The organism is Paenibacillus soyae, from assembly GCF_024623455.1.
In the GTDB taxonomy this organism is placed as follows: domain Bacteria; phylum Bacillota; class Bacilli; order Paenibacillales; family Paenibacillaceae; genus Pristimantibacillus; species Pristimantibacillus soyae.
In genome coordinates, this window is record NZ_JANIPJ010000001.1 from 198437 (window position 1) to 215556 (window position 17120).

Genomic DNA, 17120 nt, shown 5'->3' on the forward strand with positions numbered 1-17120 from the left:
CATTACGGAAGCGGCCGAGGGTAGAGGTTTTCTCGTACTGCACCAACATCTTAGGCAATGGAGTGATGAAGAATGGCGTTCCAAACGGAATACGATTTTGAACTGCCGCGCGGCTACGTGGACGAGCACGGGAATTTGCATCGCCGCGGAACGATGAGGCTGGCAACGGCCGCCGACGAAATATTGCCGATGAAGGATCCCCGCGTCCAATCGAACCCCAGCTATCTGACCGTTATTCTGATGGCCCGGGTCGTGACAAGGCTGGGAGATCTGAAGCATATCGACACGAGGCTGGTCGAGAAGCTGTTTACGGCGGATCTGGCCTATTTGCAAAATTTATACCGCCAGATTAACGACCTCGAAGCGCCGAGGGTCGCCGCGGTATGTCCGAAGTGCGATCACGAGCATGAGGTGGCCGTCGATTTTTTGTCCTTAACGGAGGCCCGCTACTAACGTACCCCGCAGATCGGTTGTACGAGGAAGCCGGCTTCATCGCCTACTATTTCCACTGGAGTCACGACGACATCATGAACATGGAGCATGCGGAGCGCAGACGCTGGTGCGACGAAATTTCAAAAATAAACCGCAAAATGAACGACGATACGGATAAATCGCATAACGTATTCGACGTTTTCGGGAAGAGGTGACGTAACGTTATGGTAGTCATAGGCGGTCAGGGGCCGGCGCCCCATCGCAGGCTTGCCAGCTCCTTTCACTTCTGGGTCGAGCTGGACGGCATCTACGTCGCGGGCTTCTCGGAGGTAACGGGAATCGAAGCCGAGACGGAAGTGGAGGAGTACCGCGAGGGCGGACTGAACGGCTACGTTCACAAGCTCCCGAAGGGTATCCGGTATCCCAATATACAGCTGCGTCGCGGCATGATGAAATCGCCGGTGCTGTGGAATTGGTACGCAAGCTCGATGGAAGGTCCGATTGCGCGAAAGTCGGGCGCGATCGTGCTGCAGCAGACGGATGGCAAAGAGCTGGGACGCTGGAATTTCTATAATGCTTACCCGGTAAAGTGGATTGGACCGCATCTTCAGGCTCAATCGAACGAGGTGGCGGTGGAAGCGGTAGAAATCGTCCATACGGGCCTCACTTGGTATAACAAATAACGAAGGCAAGCGGGGGAGGCTGCGCGAGTGGAGAAGCGAGGCGCGTCGCCCGGCCGAACGCACAAGCCGGAGCCGGTCTCCGTGCAATCGTTCGCCGGAGGCATATGGAACAAGTATAAGTCCGGCAAAGGCCCGAGCGCGTTGGGCGCGATCCGTATGGTGCACGCCAGCCGCCAGTCGTCGCCGTCCATCGTCAATCATCGCGTGAACGTACAGGTTACGGCCCCCAAGGAGCAGCCTTTGCCTAACAAGCCGACAAGGCCGGAGCCGCCGCGCGAGGAGCGGACTGACCATCCGGTCATCGTTCGGGAGCTAGTCAGGGTAGAACGGGAAAAGATCGTGCTGCGAGATGTCGTTCATATTATGGACGCGCAGAGAAGATCGATCGAGCTTGCGGTTACCGAACCGGTCCGCATAGCGGAATCGATGGAGAAGTCGGAATATCGGGTGGATTCATCCAGCCGCAACAATCAGCCGGGACAAGCCGGAAAGCGGCTTGCCGAGGCATCGATCGAGCAGATTCAACATTTGGTTAAGCGGAATACCCAGCATGCAGGTTTGCAGGAACGGCTGTTGGAGCCGGTCAAACAACAAGGGGTTAGGCCCAATGAACAACGAATAGAACCTTCAAGCTTGGGCGCGGCGCTTCCAAAGAATCGCCGCTCCGGACAAGAAGATAACCATATAGACGCGGCCCGGCCGCATAAAGAAACAGGAAGCAGAATCAGATTGAAGCCGCTGGTGCTCGAGTATACGTCAAGCGCGAAGGCGCATAGGGGAACGAGGACAGCGAGAATGGCAGGGGAAGCTGCGGCGGCAACAAGCAAGTCATTCTCGCGCGAGCGATCCGCGGACAGCTTGATCGGCAGGCTGGCCCACGCGGCGCGGCGGCTCGCGGCTGATGGTCTGGCCGCGCTCGCGGATGCGACCGGGACGGCTCCGCGATCGGAGCAAGCAAGCAATGTCGGAGCAACGCGATCGGAGCATGCACGCAAAGCGGAAGCGACCGGATCTGAGCATAAACGCAAAGCGGCGGAGACGATGCGGACGGCGAATGCGCCAAAAACGGCTGCAACGCAGGATAAGGATACTCTGGAAGCTCCCACCGAAGCGGGAGAAGAGGCTTACGCTGAAGCACCAAGGAAAGCGTCGGTTGTGCAGCGGTCAAAAGCTGCAAGAACGTATGGCAGCCTGGTGCTTCGGCGTCGTGAAGCGAAGGCTGCTTCTTCAGGCCTGCTCGAAGGAAAGCCGATAACGGCTTACCGCGAGCCGACGCCCGCCGGCCAGCCGGTGGAGGATATGGCGATCCGCCGGAAGTCGGGAACGGAGCATTCGGCAGCAGCCGGGCGATCGATCGAGCAAGCGGAGGAGAGACTCTCGCGGGCAGACAGTGCGTCACGTCCAAGGACGGGAGCGGACCGTTACGTCATCGACGGAAGGGCGCAGGCCAGCCCGGCCTCGTCTGAAGCAGAAGGCGGAAGACGTCATGAGCGCTGGGCAGCGACCTGGCAGACGGCGTCGCTATGGCAGTCGAGCTCGGTCCATCGGTTTAAGGGCCGCGCCGTGACGGCCGGTCAGCTAAGCGCCGGCCCATGGGATGCGGAACGGGACGGGAGGAGCCCATCGGATCAGGCAGACAGAACGAACGGACGCGCCGCGAAACGCCGGTCTGCCGCGATCTTGCAGCACCGGAAAGAAACGAAGCTTGAATGGCCGCCCGGAACGACGCGGCCTCAGGCGGAGCCGACTCTGCATCGGTCGGAGGCTGAGCGAACGCGCGGCGTTACGATAGAGGAGTCCCGCCAATGGCGCGACGACCGTCAGAGCCCTGGCAGCCGTGAGCAGGGGGCGGGAGAGGGGGTTACAGCGCCTGACAATATATCGGCCAACATGAATGTTAGCCGGAAGGGAAGCGCTCCTGAGTCTTTCGCCGGAACGATAAAAGAAGCACATTCCTATGAATCCTCATTCGCCCGACACGAAGCAAAGAAGGAACGAAAGCCCGCGTTAAACGGCAATCTTATCGTGAAGCGGAATTCGGGTCTTGCCGGCAGACTGCCGGCTTGGAGAACGAACGTCATGAACGGCAGCCTCTTGGAACGTTTCAAGCAGGAGGCCGGACATTCTTCCGGACGGCTGGCGATTGCCGCGAAACGGCTTGTGCCACGACAAATAATAGATGACTCCGCAGCTGTTATGCCAGGCTCCGACAGCCGCCGGGCAGAGAGTGCGGGAGACAAACAAGAGCGGCGCGGCCGATCGATTCCCGTTCGGGGGGGAACGGATATTCAGCCGGCGCCGAGAGTATCGCTGAGAGGCAGAGGCTTCGAGTCAGCGCGTCTGATTTGGAGAAAAGCAGCGTTAGGCATAGACGAGGCAGCTCTGGAATGGGGCGAGACGGGCGGCAATTCAGACATTCGTCAAACTTCCGCCACTGTCCGGCAAGTGATTCCCCAGTCATTGAACGCCGCGATGGAGCGCAAGGGAACCGGCTCACCAAGCAAGTCCGACAAGATGGCGTCTATTCAAGCGGCAAGCAACCTGGAAGGGCTGCTGGTGCTGAGAGGAGCAAGAAGCTTAAGCGGAATTGGCGGACGGAGGCTTTCGCTTACGACAGGCATCATGGAGAAACGCTCCAAACCGGCGAAGGCGCCGGCGATGGTCGGTCTCGTCAAGAGACGCGCCACGATGATAACAACGGGGAATATGGCGGGCAGTGCTGCATGGAGCGGCGCTGCAAGCGAAGGGGGCGAACGGTCACGCCCTGAAGGCCGGGAGCAGCCGCTTTCTTCACGGCAGACTGCCGAGAACGAGAGAGGCCAGCTTCTGCATCAGCGGCGGGGCTTTGTCGAACGTAATGAAACGGGGCTATCGGGAGCAGGCGCGCCTGTCCGTGGACTGACCAAGTCGCGTGCGATAAGCGCGCCGCTCGTTCAGCGTCAGACGGCAGCAGGTTCGATGCCGGGACTTGGGCATCGGCCGCTTGTCTCCGGTGCGCGTTCCTTTATAGAACAACGTCGTACGTCGGAACCAGCGGACCAAAACGGAGCGATTCCTGGCAGCATCGCAGTGCAGGCGGCGCAGCTTCATTACGGGTCGGCTAGCCGAAGCGCTTCGGCTGCTTCGCATGAAGCGATGCTGCAGGCGCAGTCACTGCTCGCGGGAGCTGCGGATAGCGCCGCGTGGAACCGTTCCGCTCCGACGGGGCTTATGCATCATCGGGCGCAAGCGGCCGCGCAGCCTCGGGAGACGCGCGAGGTGAAGGTGGAAGCGCCGCGCGAGCTCGATCCCGAGAAGCTGCAGCAGATGATCGCGAAGCTGCCGCAGCTGAATCCCGAGGCCATCGCCGACAAAGTGTACAGGGCGCTGGAACGCAAGATGAAGCTGGAGCAGCGGAGAAGAGGGTATTGAATGTCGGCGCGGCAGTCGCCTGGCTAAAGGAGGCCGAATGGAGATGGCATTAAGCAAAGCGCAATTTTGGGTCTACCGGAGCACCGAGACGGAGGTGTTCGACGTGTTATTCAACCCTTCGGATTACGAGCTGAAGGTCGGCAATCAGTATGCCGAGAACGAGGTGCCGGGCTTGCAGACGCCGATCTTCCAGTTTGTTCGCGGCGACACGACGACCTTGTCGCTTAATCTGTTCTTCGACTCCTACGAGGAAGGAATCGACGTGCGCACGTATACCTCGAAGGTCGTGAGCATCATTGACGTCGACCCTGATCTTCATGCCCCTCCTTCTTGCCGATTCATTTGGGGATCTCTGGATTTTAAGGGCGTCATGACGAGCGTCAGCCAGAGGTTTACGATGTTTCTCGAGACGGGAGAGCCGGTTAGAGCGAGCTTAGGGATCGAAATGAAAAGCACGCAGACGATGAAAGAGCAGTATCAGGAAATTCCGAGACAATCCGCCGACCGGACGAAGCGCAAGACGGTTAAGCAGGGGGATCAGCTCTGGACGATCGCCGCGGAGGAGTACGAGGACCCGGGCGCCTGGCGCGCGATCGCGGAGGCCAACGGCATCGATAATCCAAGGTTGCTGGCGGCGGGAAGAAACTTGACGATTCCTAGATTGGAGTGACCCAGGTGCCGCAAAAATATACCGATCTGGAATCGAAATACAACGGCTTTAACGCGCCGGAATGCGAGCTGCTGTTCGACGGCACGTCTTCCGCCGGTCAAATGGCGATCGGCTGGGTCGAAGTCGAGCAGTCCACGTATTCGGAAGCGGATATCGCGAGAATCTGCCTGATCAATATATTCGAATGGAACCCGCCCGAGGTTAAGTGGATCGGCAGCACCATTAAGCTAGGAGGCAATCTCCAGGTGAAGATGGGGTATGCCGATAAGAAGGGATTGGTATTCGAGGGCATCGTGACGGGTTATACGATCGAATACCCGGCCGAAGGAAGCCCCTATGCAATCGTGACGGCCATGGACAAATCCATCCTCATGATGAAATCCGCCCATTCCAAGGTGTGGACGAAAGCGAAGGCCAGCGACGTCGTGCGGGAAATCGCGGGCGATTACTCGCTGAGCGCTACCGTTGACGATACGGTGATCCAGAAGAAGGTCATCGAGCAAATCGGCGTCAGCGATTATCATTTCGTGCAGTCCCTGGCGAATGACCATGATTACCGCTTTTACGTTCAGGGGGCCAAGCTGATCTTCCAGAAAATCAACACGTCGGGCGAGCCGACCTTGCTGCTGCATTACGGCCAAAGCATCAGGCACTTCAGCTTGCAGGCGGACATCTCCGGACAGATCGGCGCGGTCAAGGTGATGGGCTACGACACCGATAAGAAGGAAGCCATCGTCGGGGAGTCGACGACGGTCGAAGCGATAGGGAGCGGCGGCGGCAAGACGGGCCCGAGCCATGTGACCGCTCTGACGCCGAAGAAAACGGAAATCGTGTACACGCAAGCGGATTCGCAGGATGAAGCCAAAAATCTGGCCAAAGCCTTGCTCTCCCGGTCGGCGAGAGACCTTGTTCGCGGGAGCGGCTCGTGTACGGGCGTTCCGGAGCTCAAGGCAGGCGACATGATCAAAATAACGGGAATCGGCGCAGCGACATTCGACCAGCAGCTTCTGCTCGTTAAGGTCATCCATCGGTTGGATGCGGAAGAAGGCTATATCACGTCATTCGAAGCGGAGGGGAATAAAATATGAGACCGAACTATCCCGGCTTCTTCGACCATCATCATCGCTCCATGCAGTCCGAGCAGCTGTCGGGCGTATGGAACGCGGTCGTTACCGACAACAAGGATCCCGAGAAGAAGGGCCGCGTGAAGGTGAAGTTTCTGCAGCGCGACGACACGCTGCAGACGGACTGGATCCGGATCGCGACGCTCATGAGCGGCAAGGATATGGGCACGCTGTTTATCCCCGAGGTGAATGACGAAGTGTTGGTCGCCTTCCTGATGGGTCGATTCGATCAGCCCGTCGTCATCGGCTCCTTGTGGAACGCCAAGGAGATGCCGCCGGCGGGCAACGACAAAAACGACATCCGCAAAATCAAAACGCGAAGCGGCCACGAAATTACGTTCGACGACAAAAACGGCGAAGGCACCGTAACGGTGAAGACGACCAAAGGCCATTCGCTGACGATCTCCGACAAGGATAAGACGATCAAGCTGGCCACTTCCGATACGCTTCAGACCCTGACGCTGGACGAGACGGGCGGCAAAGTGACAGTCAAGGCCGCTTCCGGCGCTTCGATCGAGCTCTCCAAAACGGGAGACGCCACGATAACCGGGCAGAAGACCATCTCCATCAAAGGGACGGAGGTCAAGGTAGAAGCGTCGGCTTCCATGACGCTGCAGTCGAACGGCATGATGGAGCTGAAGTCGAACGGGCTGATCTCGCTTAAAGGATCATTGGTCAAAATCAATTAACGCGCGAGAGGGGTGAAGTCATGTCGGCGCCTTTTCTGGGCAGAGGATGGAAGTTTCCCGTCCAAGTAGACAAAACGACCGGCCGAATCCGGATGTCGGAAGGGGAAGAGGACATCGAGGAAGCTATCCGCATCATTATCCGCACGCCGAAGGGCGAGCGCCTCATGAGGCCGGATTTCGGCTGCGACTTGCGGGGCTTTGTGTTCGGCACCATGGATGACATGTCTTTGCGGCTGATGGCCAGCGAAGTGAAAAACGCGATTCGCGAATGGGAGCCGAGAGTCAAGGACGTGGAGGTGACGGCGAAGCCGGATCCGTCCATGAACGGCAAGGTATGGCTTCACGTCACGTATGCGGTCCGGTCGACCAACAATTTGTTCAACCAGGTCTATCCTTTCTATCTCGAGGAAGGCACGAAATAACGGGAGCGAGCAGCGATCATGAATCAAGCGGGCAGTGGCAGGGGCGATGTGAGGCCTCCGAAGATCAATACAAACAGCTTGTCCACGTATATGGACAAATTCAAACAGTTGGCTCCGCATTATACGCCGGAATGGCGGTTCTCCTTGGAGCAGTCGGACGCGGGGGCAAGTCTCGCCTATATCGCGGGCGAGATGCTCGAGGATACGGTGCAGCGGCTGAACGGCGCGCCGATGAATCACTTGCTGTCCTTCCTGGATCTGATCGAGGTCAAGCTGAAGCCGCCCCGTCCGTCGAGAGCGAATGTCGTATTCAAGCTTAGCGAAGGGGCATCGGCGCCCGTATACATCCCGCAAGGATTCACGCTCACGGCTCCGAACCCAAGCGGAGGCGACCCGCTCTTGTTCGAGACGGAGGAGCCGCTTGCGGCAACGCCCGCCAGGCTCATGGAGATCGTGAACGCGAATCCCGTCACCGACGAAATCGTGACGGCCGCGCGCTCCTATGCCGATAGGCTGGAAGCCGGCGCGGCCGCCCCGATTCCTTTCTTCGACACGACGTCGATGCCCAACGAGCAGGAGCATGCTTTGTTCGTGCGGCATGACGATCAGCTGCTGACGGACCGGCCATGCCGGATCTTCCTAAACGTTCATCACGCCGAAAAAAAATATTCGGAGCCCGAGCTCGCGGCTTCGCTTGCTTCGGCGGCCGTGGAATGGCAATACTCGTCCGGAGGCAGGTGGCTTCCGTTCCAGAGCGTTACGGCTGCAGGCAATACGATCATTCTGCACAAGAGCATCGCGGGGAAGCTGGAGCTCACGGAGCACGAAGGAGTCGAGGGCAGATGGATCAAATGCTCGCTGAAGAGCGTGCCGGGAGAGGCATCGCCTCTGCTGAAGAGGCATCTCGAGATGGACAAAATCCGTCTTCGCGCCTCGCATGACGTCGCAGGCGACTCGGAGCGGATTAAACCGGACGGGCTCTACTTCAATGATCTCGAATTAATGCCGGAGGGCTTCTATCCGTTCGGCGAACATTTTGTCCCGTATTCCGTTTTCTATCTGTCCTGCGAGGAAGCGTTCAGCAAGCGCCGGAGCAAGCTGGAGCTGACGTTCTCGGCGATCGCCAAGGGCAATCGGCTGCGCATGGCGCCCGATCCCGAGATCAAGTGGAAGATGCTGATGCGGACGTACGAATTCGAAGAGAAGGATCCGCCGCGCGTTCGAATCAGGCAGGTGTTATGGGAATATTGGAACGGCAGCAACTGGAACGCGCTTCCCGGCGGGGAGCAATACGGGGAGTTCTTCGCTGATCTGCCCGAGGAGCACCCGAGATCGTTCGCCATAAGCTTTCAATGTCCGGATGACATGACGCAAACCTTCGTGAACGGTACCTATCAATATTGGATTCGAGCCCGGGTCATCCAGACGGATCCGATCATCGCTCCCGTCGTTCAGTATATGTCTCCTTGGCTCGCGAATCCGAAATTGTCCTACGCGACGAGCTCTCAGGTCGTCTTCGAGCCTGACAACGTCTTCACGAGAAATAACGCGGATAACCGGGATAGAAGCTTGTCGGCATCGGAGGGCATATCCGTATTCAAGCCATTCGAGCCGATCCCGTCGGACGACCCGTCCACGTATCTGGGGTTCGACAGCCCGCCGGCGAAGGGTCCGCTCCGGCTGCATATCGAGCTTCTGCAGCGCTACGCGGCGGAGCAGGACGGCGTATGGCTCGAATGGGAGGCCTTATGCTGGGAGAACGGACGGTTCGCCTGGACGCCGCTGAAGGTGACCGACGGCACGAGCGGCTTCGGCGTAAGCGGGGACTGGATGTGGGCCGGACCGGCGACGATGGTGCCGGTCCGGCTGTTCGGCCACGAGAGATATTGGATACGCGTCGTGAATCGCGACCGGCGGTTAAGCGAAGCTTACCCGAACCATCCGATCGCGGGCAGTCTGTATATGAACGCGGTCGCCGTCAGTCAGCAGGCGAGCGTGGAGCTTGAGAGGGTGATACCGGAGAACGGTCTCTTGACGATTACCCCGTCGGCGTTCACCGGGGAAACGGTATGGATCGACGAGCGAGAGCTGCACACGACTGCCGAATGTCACGATCTCATGGAAGCAAATCCGTCGCGTTACGAGGCGGTTAGAGACGGCGAAGGGAATATACTCCGTTTCTGGGTGAGATGGGAGCCCGTCGCCTCGCTTCTGGAATCCGGGCCAAATGACCGTCATTATTGTCCGGATCATGCGGGAGGCTTGCTGCAGTTCGGAGATGGCACAAGGGGGCGCGCGCCTTCCGGGGAACGGGACGGCATGGCCAGGATCTCCTTCAAGCTGACGGCGGGCGCATCCGGCCGCGTCGAGGCGGGCCAGATTACGGGCATGCAGCGCCCGGTCGCGTTCATAAGCGGCGTAAGCAACCCGAAGCCTTCCGTAGGAGGCAGCCATACGGAGACGCTGGAGGCTGTGCTTCGCAGGGGGCCGCAGCAGCTCAAGCATCGCGGCCGCGCCGTGACGGCGAGAGACGCCGAATGGATCGCGCGAGAGGCGCATCCGGGCATTGCGAAAGTGAAATGCTTGAGCAATCGGAACGGCCAGCTGGAGAAATCGCCCGGATTCATGACCATCGTGGCTTGTACGGACGGCGGGCTCGAGCATGCGGCCGAATTCCCGGAAGTACGCCGAATCGTCGAGGACGAGCTGCACAGAAGCGCTTCGAGCCTGCTTACGGTCGGCGGCGCGATTCGCGTCATTGAGCCGGCTTATCTGGAGGTATCCGTTCACGCGACGGTCGCGGCCGAGTCGGCGCTTGGGCTGGTGCCTCTCGAGAAGGCATGCGAGCTTAGGCTGCGTCAGTTTCTGAATTTCATGTCCGGCAATACGGACGGACAAGGCTGGGAGATCGGCGAGCCGCTCCATCTGTCTCTTCTTCATTCGCAGTTACATGCCGTCCGCGGCCTGCTCTATATCGAGAGACTGTACGTGCACGTCGTCAAAATCGAAAACGGCATCCGCGCGGAATGGGATCCCGCCCGCATGGGCGAGGTGTTGAACGGGCTTGTCATAAGCGGCACCCATCAAATAACGGCCATTCCCGCGCCGCATCCTTAAAATCCGGAAGGAAGGAGGGGTATCATGCTCCCAAGATTGCCGCTGGACGACCGCACGTATGCGGAAATTGTTCAGCAATCCCGCAAAATAATACCGAAGCGCATGCCGGAGTGGACCGACGAGAACGCGCATGATCCCGGCATGACGATGCTCGAAATGCTGGCGTGGCTCACGGAAATGCAGCGCTACTACATCAGCAGAGTGCCGGACCGCAATAAGCGCAAGTTTCTGGATCTGCTTGGCGTAGCGCCGCGCGATACGGAATCGGCCCGCACGCTCGTCCAATTTTCCGGCGTGACGGAAGCCATTCATATTCCGCGAGGGACCAAGCTGATGGCGGAGGACCAGATGTTCGAGACGGAGCGTTCGATACGGCTTCACCCGCTTGCTCTGGACCGGATCATCTGCAGGACCGAGCGGGAAGCGAACGACGTAACCGCATGGAGCGATCATCTTCATGTAGCCTTCCAACCTTTCGGAACGGATGCGAAGCGCGGCGCGCGCCTGTACATATCCTTCGATCGGGAGCTGGAGCCGGGAGAGCTTGCTACGTTAACGTTCAAGCTGCTGAAGCATGACGAGTCGCTGCGCGATGTTTACGATGCGGCGGAAGAGGGCGAGTTAGCGTCGCTTATTCCTTCCGCCAGGCTGTCGTGGAAGGCTTATTGCTGGGACGAGCAAGCGGCGAAGGCTTCGTGGATGCCGCTTCAGGTCGTCAGAGACGAGACGGCCCACTTCTCGACTAGCGGCTCGTTCGCCTTCCGGATTGGGGCGCCGATGAGGAGCGTCGTCGTTCATCCGGCAGCCGACAAGCCGAGATATTGGATCAGCTGCACGATCGAGGAGGGCGGCTACGAGCTGCCGCCTCGAATCAGCGGGCTTATGCTCCATACCGTCATGGCCAGCCAGCGGGATACGTTATGCGAATATATGGAATATGAAACGACGGGGGAGCCGGGACAAAGCTTCGTGCTCGATACGTATCTGGCTATGCACGGGGAGATGCGGGTACAGATCGGCGGCGGCGAACAAGGCTGGACCGAGCTGCCTCTTGGCCAGTTCGAAGTCGAACGGAGGCCGGGAGGCGACGGGGTCTCGGTGAAGCTAGCGTCCGTCCCCGATGATCCGCCGCTTGCCCCGGGTACCCGAGTGAGGCTCATCGCGAGCGTTCCCGGATTTTACCGTTACAGCGCCATAGGAAGCGGCAACGGGCTGCCGAATCAAGCCGTGGAGGCGTACGATTTGGCCTGCCGGAAGAAAACGGCTTTGGGGCTGCAGGTCGCTAGACGAGAGCGCGACGGCACTCTCCGATGGGAGGATTGGAGCGCGGTCGAGGATTTCGACCGGTCGGGCCCCTATGACCGCCATTACGTCTACATGCCGGAGAAACGGGTCATTCTGTTCGGCAACGGCGAGAAGGGTGCTATACCGGAAGCTAGCCCGGACGCCAATATCGGCTTGATCGCATGCGAGCTCGGCGGCGGAGCGAGAGGGAACGTGAAGCCGGGACTTATCCGGGAATGGGCAAGCAAGGCTGGTCGCACGGCTTCGGTTGCCGTATCCAATCCGTTCTACGCGCACGGAGGGTCCGAAGCCGAGACGCTGCAGGAAACGCTGCTCCGGGCGCAGATGGAGCTGAAGCAAACGTTCCGCGCCGTTACCGAAGAGGATTACGAGATTCTCGCAAAGGAAACGCCAGGCGTAGAGGTGGCGAGAGTGAAGGCGATTCCTCTCTATAAACCCGGTCTATCGGACTATCCGAGGGAGAAGGCGCACGGGCAAATTTCCGTCGTGGTCGTGCCTTACGGACATACGGAGACGCCATCCCCGAGTCCGGGATTCCTGCGCACGGTCCAACATCATCTGGATTCGCGGCGGCTCATCGCCACGGAATTGCACGTCATTCCGCCTTTGTACGTGAGAATCACCGTTCATGCGGCCATCGTCGTCGAGCCTCAGTACGCGGACGACAGCCGGAAGCTTGCCGAGCTGCTGAAGGAGCTGCTTCGCCCGTTGGGGGGCAGGGACGGCAGAGAAGGCTGGGAGTTCGGCCGGACGGTGTACAAAGGCGATATTTACAATGCGCTCACGAAAGCAAGCGGCGTCGTCTTCGTGCAGGATTTGTGGTTGGACGCGGACGGCGCCCAGGCGAAGAAAACCGCCGGCGGCGATATCCAGCTGCCGCCCCACGGTCTAGTTTACTCGGGCGAACACGAAATCGAGCTTATTAGCAGAACGCGGCTATAGAAGAAATCCATTCACGAATGGGAAGGAGGTATCCGACTGAGAGAGCATAGTCCATATTTTACCGTTTGCGGCGACAAGGAATGGAGCAAGGGGGCGGCTTATAACCTGTCTGCGGAGCTAAGCGGCTTCAGCATTCGCAGAGAGCGCAGGTACGGCATCGCCGCCACACTGGAATTGAATAAGCTGGAAGGCATGTCGAAGGTGAAGGAGATGGCGATCGCGGGCCGGGAACGTATCTATCTTCTCGACGAAAGGGCCGATCTGTGGAGCTATGATTGGAGGGGCGCGGATTATAAGCGGATGTTCCCGCAAGGACATGGCCTGTTCGGGAATGGAACACGGCTGGCCGCATCGGATTCCATTCTGTACGCAGCGGACCCGGACGGTGCATTGTCCGCCTTTCACGCGGGGAACGGACAGACGATGTGGTCCAGGCATGGGGCGACGATCGACGGCCTGCCCTTCCATCCGCTGGCGGTTGCGGCGGACGACAGGTCGGTTTATGTTCTAACGCCTCTCGATACGGAGACAGGGGACGAGGGAGACGCCATTCCCGAAGGAGGCAGCCTCGCCGTCCTTCAATTCACGGCCGGCGGCCAGCTGTCCCGGGTGCATAAGCATCCGCTCCTTCGCCAGCCCGTACGGGTGAGGCTGAGACATCTGAACCGGGCCTATTTCCTTGCCGTGTCGAAGGACGGAGACATACACGTATTCGACTCGATCTTCGCCAGGCTTATCGCAATGCAGCGGAACGGAGAAGCGATTCAGGCAGGCGGGTTGCCTTCGAAGCCGTACTCCGGCTTGTGTCTGGACAGCGGGGGGACCCTCTACCTGGGAGATGCCTCGGAGCTTGACCAGGACGAAGAAGACGATCGGTTCATCTTGACGCTGGATCGGAGCGGCCGCCTGCTCGGCGAAATTACGAGCTATCGGGGCGGATGCGACCAGCTGCTCGCGGATGCCTCCGATCGGCTGTATATCCTGAGCGGCGAACGAGAGACGATTACGCTGCTGAACCTGCAGCCGCAGACGGTGCGGATGGAGGAGACGGGGGTTCCGGAAGGCATTTGGCTGTCCCGGGCTTTCGACAGCACCGAGACCGGCACGGTGTGGCACAAGCTGACTTTGGACGGCTTCATCCCCGAAGGAACGCAGCTTCGGTTTTCGTATTTCAGCAGCGATAACGACCATGCGGTCATCGAAGGAACGTACCGGAAGCTCGACGATTGGATCGAAGACGCAGGCGTTTCGCTCAAACGGAAGCTAGCGGCTCTATCGGCGAACTGGTCGGCTCCGATCCTGAATCCGAAGGATGCTTTGTTCATAGGCGCCAAGGGCCGTTATCTGTGGCTCATGATTGAATGGATCGGCACCGAACGCCATACGCCAAGCATCGAGAGGATAAGGCTGTATTTTCCCCGGGAAACTTATTTGAATTATTTGCCGGCGGTCTATCAAGAGGATGAAGAGAGCCGGGACTTCCTGGAACGGTACCTCTCCATGTTCGGGACCCTTTTCTCCGAGCTGGAGACGGAAATCGGCGACTTGAGCCGATTCATCGATCCCCATCGAGCCGAAGGCGAGCATCTGAGGTGGCTTGCGACATGGCTGGGGCTGGCCGCCGACGACTCCTGGACGGACGAGCAAGTCCGCGCGTTCATTCATGCGGCGCATGATTTATACCGCTACCGCGGCACGAAGCGCGGGATGCTCCAGACGATCGAAACGTACACGGGGATGGAGCCTATCATCGTGGAGCAGTTTCAGACGAAAGCAATGAGAGACAACGCGGAGCTTCGAACGCTGATGGAGCAGCTTTACGGCGATAACCCTTATTCCTTCACCGTGCTGCTGAGACCGGAGCAGGCTCCGTCCGAGAAGCAGCGGGTCGTGATCGAGGAGCTGCTCGAGGAACAGAAGCCTGCCTACACGGAGGCGAAGCTGGTCCAGCTGCAGCCGTGGATGTACTTGGACTTACATACGTATTTGGGCATTAATACGGTACTGACGGAGCCGTCTATTCTGACGTTGAACGCGGACCGAAGCATGCCGAACGATACGCTTATCGTCGACGTAGGCATGGAGAAGCGGATGGATGTCCATACGCGGCTGGAGCTGGATTCCGAGCTGGAGTAACCGGGCAGGATGACCGGATAGGATAAGGAGCAGCGCTTGCTCCATTACGAGATTAGGGGTGGTAGTTGTGAAGAAATCGAGGCTTTACCCGTTCGAGAGGAACCGCTATTTCTATGGCAAGCTGCTGACGGTTCGCGATTTCGAATCCGAGCAGAAGTATTTTAACGACAAAAGAAGGCTTCTGAACCGGCTGATGTTCGGCAGCGGCGTACTGTCCGGCATGTCGGTCGTCGCGGTCGACGACAAGACGGTGTCCGTCGAGATGGGCGTCGCGATCGATTACATCGGACGGGAAATCGTTATTCCGGCTCCTGTAACGATGAAGCTGTCCATGATTGAGGGCTTTACGAACAACGAATACAAGAAAAACGTTTATCTCTGCGTAGCGTACGACGAGAAAGGCAAAGAGCCTGTCCACTCCGTCGGCAATTCATCCGTGCGCTCCGACGAGGTGAGCGAATATAACCGCCTGCTGGAATCGTACAGGCTGTTCGTGAACGAGAAAGCGCCGGCGCCTTCTTCCTTCGAATTCGTCCGGCTTATGGAGAGCGTCGTGACGATATTCGAGAACGATAACGTCAGAATTACCCAGCGCATGCCGAAATACGTAAACCCCGGGGAAGTCGTGGACGTGAAGCTGGTCGTGGAGAAAACGCTTCAGACGCCGAGGATCGCCTTCGACTATAGCATTGATGCGAAAGGCTTCACCTACGTGGGTGAAACCGATGGAGCCGTCTCGTTCGCAGAGCCTGGAGACTCGCAGGATACCGAATACGAATTGACATACCAGCTGAAGGCGCCTCTTGCCGCAGGCGGCTACGCCGAGCTGGCCATACCGGCCAGGCAGGCTAAGCTGACGATCGGCGATACGGCGATCCCGATCGATTTCAGCGCGAAGCATAGCATCGAAGTGGTGGAGATGCCGGTTGCCGAGCGTATTCTCGAGGACTGGCACAACCGCAGCCTGGAGCAAGCCGTGGAAGGCTCTGCGGACCAGAGCATATGCCTCGCCAAGATCAGCCTGCTGCAGATGGGGCCGACCTACATGATCGAGAAAGTCGACCGGATGCCGTTCGGCGAATACATCGAGAATACGTCCCTTCTTCAACGCCTGCTCAGCAAGGGCGGAAACGGGGCGTCCCATCAGTTCTATGCGAGCTCGGAAGCGCATGACCTGGAGTACGACGCGAAGCCGACGCTCGACGTGAAATATCATCCGGAGCGCAACGAATTCGATTTCAAGCTGGGCATTCCGCGTCCGCAGCATTTGTACGACGAGATCGCGACAGGCACGATGGAGGTCGCGCTCGAATCGATCGGCAAGTCGGGGGGCTTCTTCTTCTCCCGCGGCAAGAAAAACTACGTGTCGGACGAAATCTCGCACGGCCTCGGCGAAGGTCAGGTTTCGATCGTCGTCGGGCTGGAGGAAGCCGACGAGTCCGGCGCTTCGGCAGGCACGGGCACGAAGAAGAAGGTATACTACGGCCAAAGCGACGTGTTCAAGGGAACGGAATTCGAGCCGGATATTCCGAACGTGACGCTCGGGACGATCGTGTATCCGGAGAAGGGCACGTTCCGGATCGGCATGAAGCTGCGGGACGACGGCGAGTCTTCCGCGTCCGTCATCGCCGTTCGCTGGTGGGCGTTCAAAAGCCTCGGCGCCGCGCCTCAGGCGGCCATGAACGACAGCTACGAGAACGAGCTGGCGGAAGCGGCGTCGTCGCTGGAAGATTAACACGAGATAGGGAAGTGCCGGTTCAGGATGAGCTCCTGAACCGGCACTTTTTTGACACTATGGCGATGCATTCATAAACCGTATGAATGCGCATTGCATGCACCGGCCGGAGCCTGGCAATTGGCGCGATAACGCCACGAGGGATCGTTATTGCGCCAACGCACGCCGCTGCCTCTCCGGTAACGACACGACAGATCGCTATTGCGCCATCGTACACCTCTGCAACTCGGATAACGACATGACGGATCGCTATTGCGCCATCGCACACTTCTGCAACTCCGGTAACGACACGACGGATCGATGTTGCATCGCCAAGTGCCCGCGACTGCTTTACCGAAACGACAGATCGTTAATGGGGCGAGAGGCGAGGCACTTAGTGCGAAGAGGGCGGCTGCACAGTTGTAAGAGTAGATACAACTCTGGAGTTCCTGCAACAATATGAATGTCCTTACTC

At 58.9% G+C, this 17120-nt stretch carries 12 protein-coding genes; all 12 read left to right on the plus strand.

Annotated elements, in window-relative coordinates:
• Positions 1 to 72: 72 nt before the first annotated feature.
• Positions 73 to 453 (plus strand): phage tail assembly protein, encoded by a 381-nt coding sequence (locus tag NQZ67_RS00975; RefSeq protein ID WP_257441961.1) that lies wholly within the window; start codon positions 73 to 75, stop codon positions 451 to 453.
• A 17-nt stretch (positions 454 to 470) separates the two neighbouring features.
• Positions 471 to 647 carry a DUF6760 family protein gene (locus tag NQZ67_RS30260; RefSeq protein WP_306812639.1) on the plus strand — a complete coding sequence of 59 codons (177 nt, stop codon included), beginning with the start codon at positions 471 to 473 and terminating at the stop codon, positions 645 to 647.
• Positions 648 to 656: 9 nt separating this feature from the next.
• The gene (locus NQZ67_RS00980; RefSeq protein ID WP_257441972.1) at positions 657 to 1115 is read left to right on the plus strand and encodes a phage tail protein; all 459 of its coding nucleotides are present in this window, start codon (positions 657 to 659) and stop codon (positions 1113 to 1115) included.
• A gap of 27 nt (positions 1116 to 1142) precedes the next feature.
• Positions 1143 to 4526, plus strand: coding sequence for a hypothetical protein (locus tag NQZ67_RS00985; RefSeq protein ID WP_257441973.1), 3384 nt, complete (start codon positions 1143 to 1145; stop codon positions 4524 to 4526).
• A 43-nt stretch (positions 4527 to 4569) separates the two neighbouring features.
• A complete protein-coding gene (locus tag NQZ67_RS00990; RefSeq protein WP_257441974.1) occupies positions 4570 to 5196 on the plus strand; it encodes a CIS tube protein in 627 nt (208 codons plus the stop codon).
• A gap of 5 nt (positions 5197 to 5201) precedes the next feature.
• Positions 5202 to 6284: a phage late control D family protein gene (locus NQZ67_RS00995; protein WP_257441975.1), complete on the plus strand. Its 1083-nt coding sequence runs from the start codon at positions 5202 to 5204 to the stop codon at positions 6282 to 6284.
• Positions 6281 to 7009 (plus strand): phage baseplate assembly protein V, encoded by a 729-nt coding sequence (locus NQZ67_RS01000; protein ID WP_257441977.1) that lies wholly within the window; start codon positions 6281 to 6283, stop codon positions 7007 to 7009. The genes NQZ67_RS00995 and NQZ67_RS01000 overlap by 4 nt, the downstream gene beginning before the upstream one ends.
• A gap of 20 nt (positions 7010 to 7029) precedes the next feature.
• Positions 7030 to 7431: a GPW/gp25 family protein gene (locus NQZ67_RS01005; protein WP_257441978.1), complete on the plus strand. Its 402-nt coding sequence runs from the start codon at positions 7030 to 7032 to the stop codon at positions 7429 to 7431.
• 18 nt (positions 7432 to 7449) lie between these two features.
• Positions 7450 to 10548: a baseplate J/gp47 family protein gene (locus NQZ67_RS01010; RefSeq protein ID WP_257441979.1), complete on the plus strand. Its 3099-nt coding sequence runs from the start codon at positions 7450 to 7452 to the stop codon at positions 10546 to 10548.
• A gap of 24 nt (positions 10549 to 10572) precedes the next feature.
• Entirely contained in the window at positions 10573 to 12795 is a 2223-nt protein-coding gene (locus tag NQZ67_RS01015) for a putative baseplate assembly protein (protein WP_257441980.1), read from the plus strand.
• 192 nt (positions 12796 to 12987) lie between these two features.
• A complete protein-coding gene (locus NQZ67_RS01020; protein WP_257441981.1) occupies positions 12988 to 14931 on the plus strand; it encodes a phage tail protein in 1944 nt (647 codons plus the stop codon).
• A 67-nt stretch (positions 14932 to 14998) separates the two neighbouring features.
• Positions 14999 to 16666, plus strand: coding sequence for a hypothetical protein (locus NQZ67_RS01025; protein WP_257441982.1), 1668 nt, complete (start codon positions 14999 to 15001; stop codon positions 16664 to 16666).
• Positions 16667 to 17120: the final 454 nt, after the last annotated feature.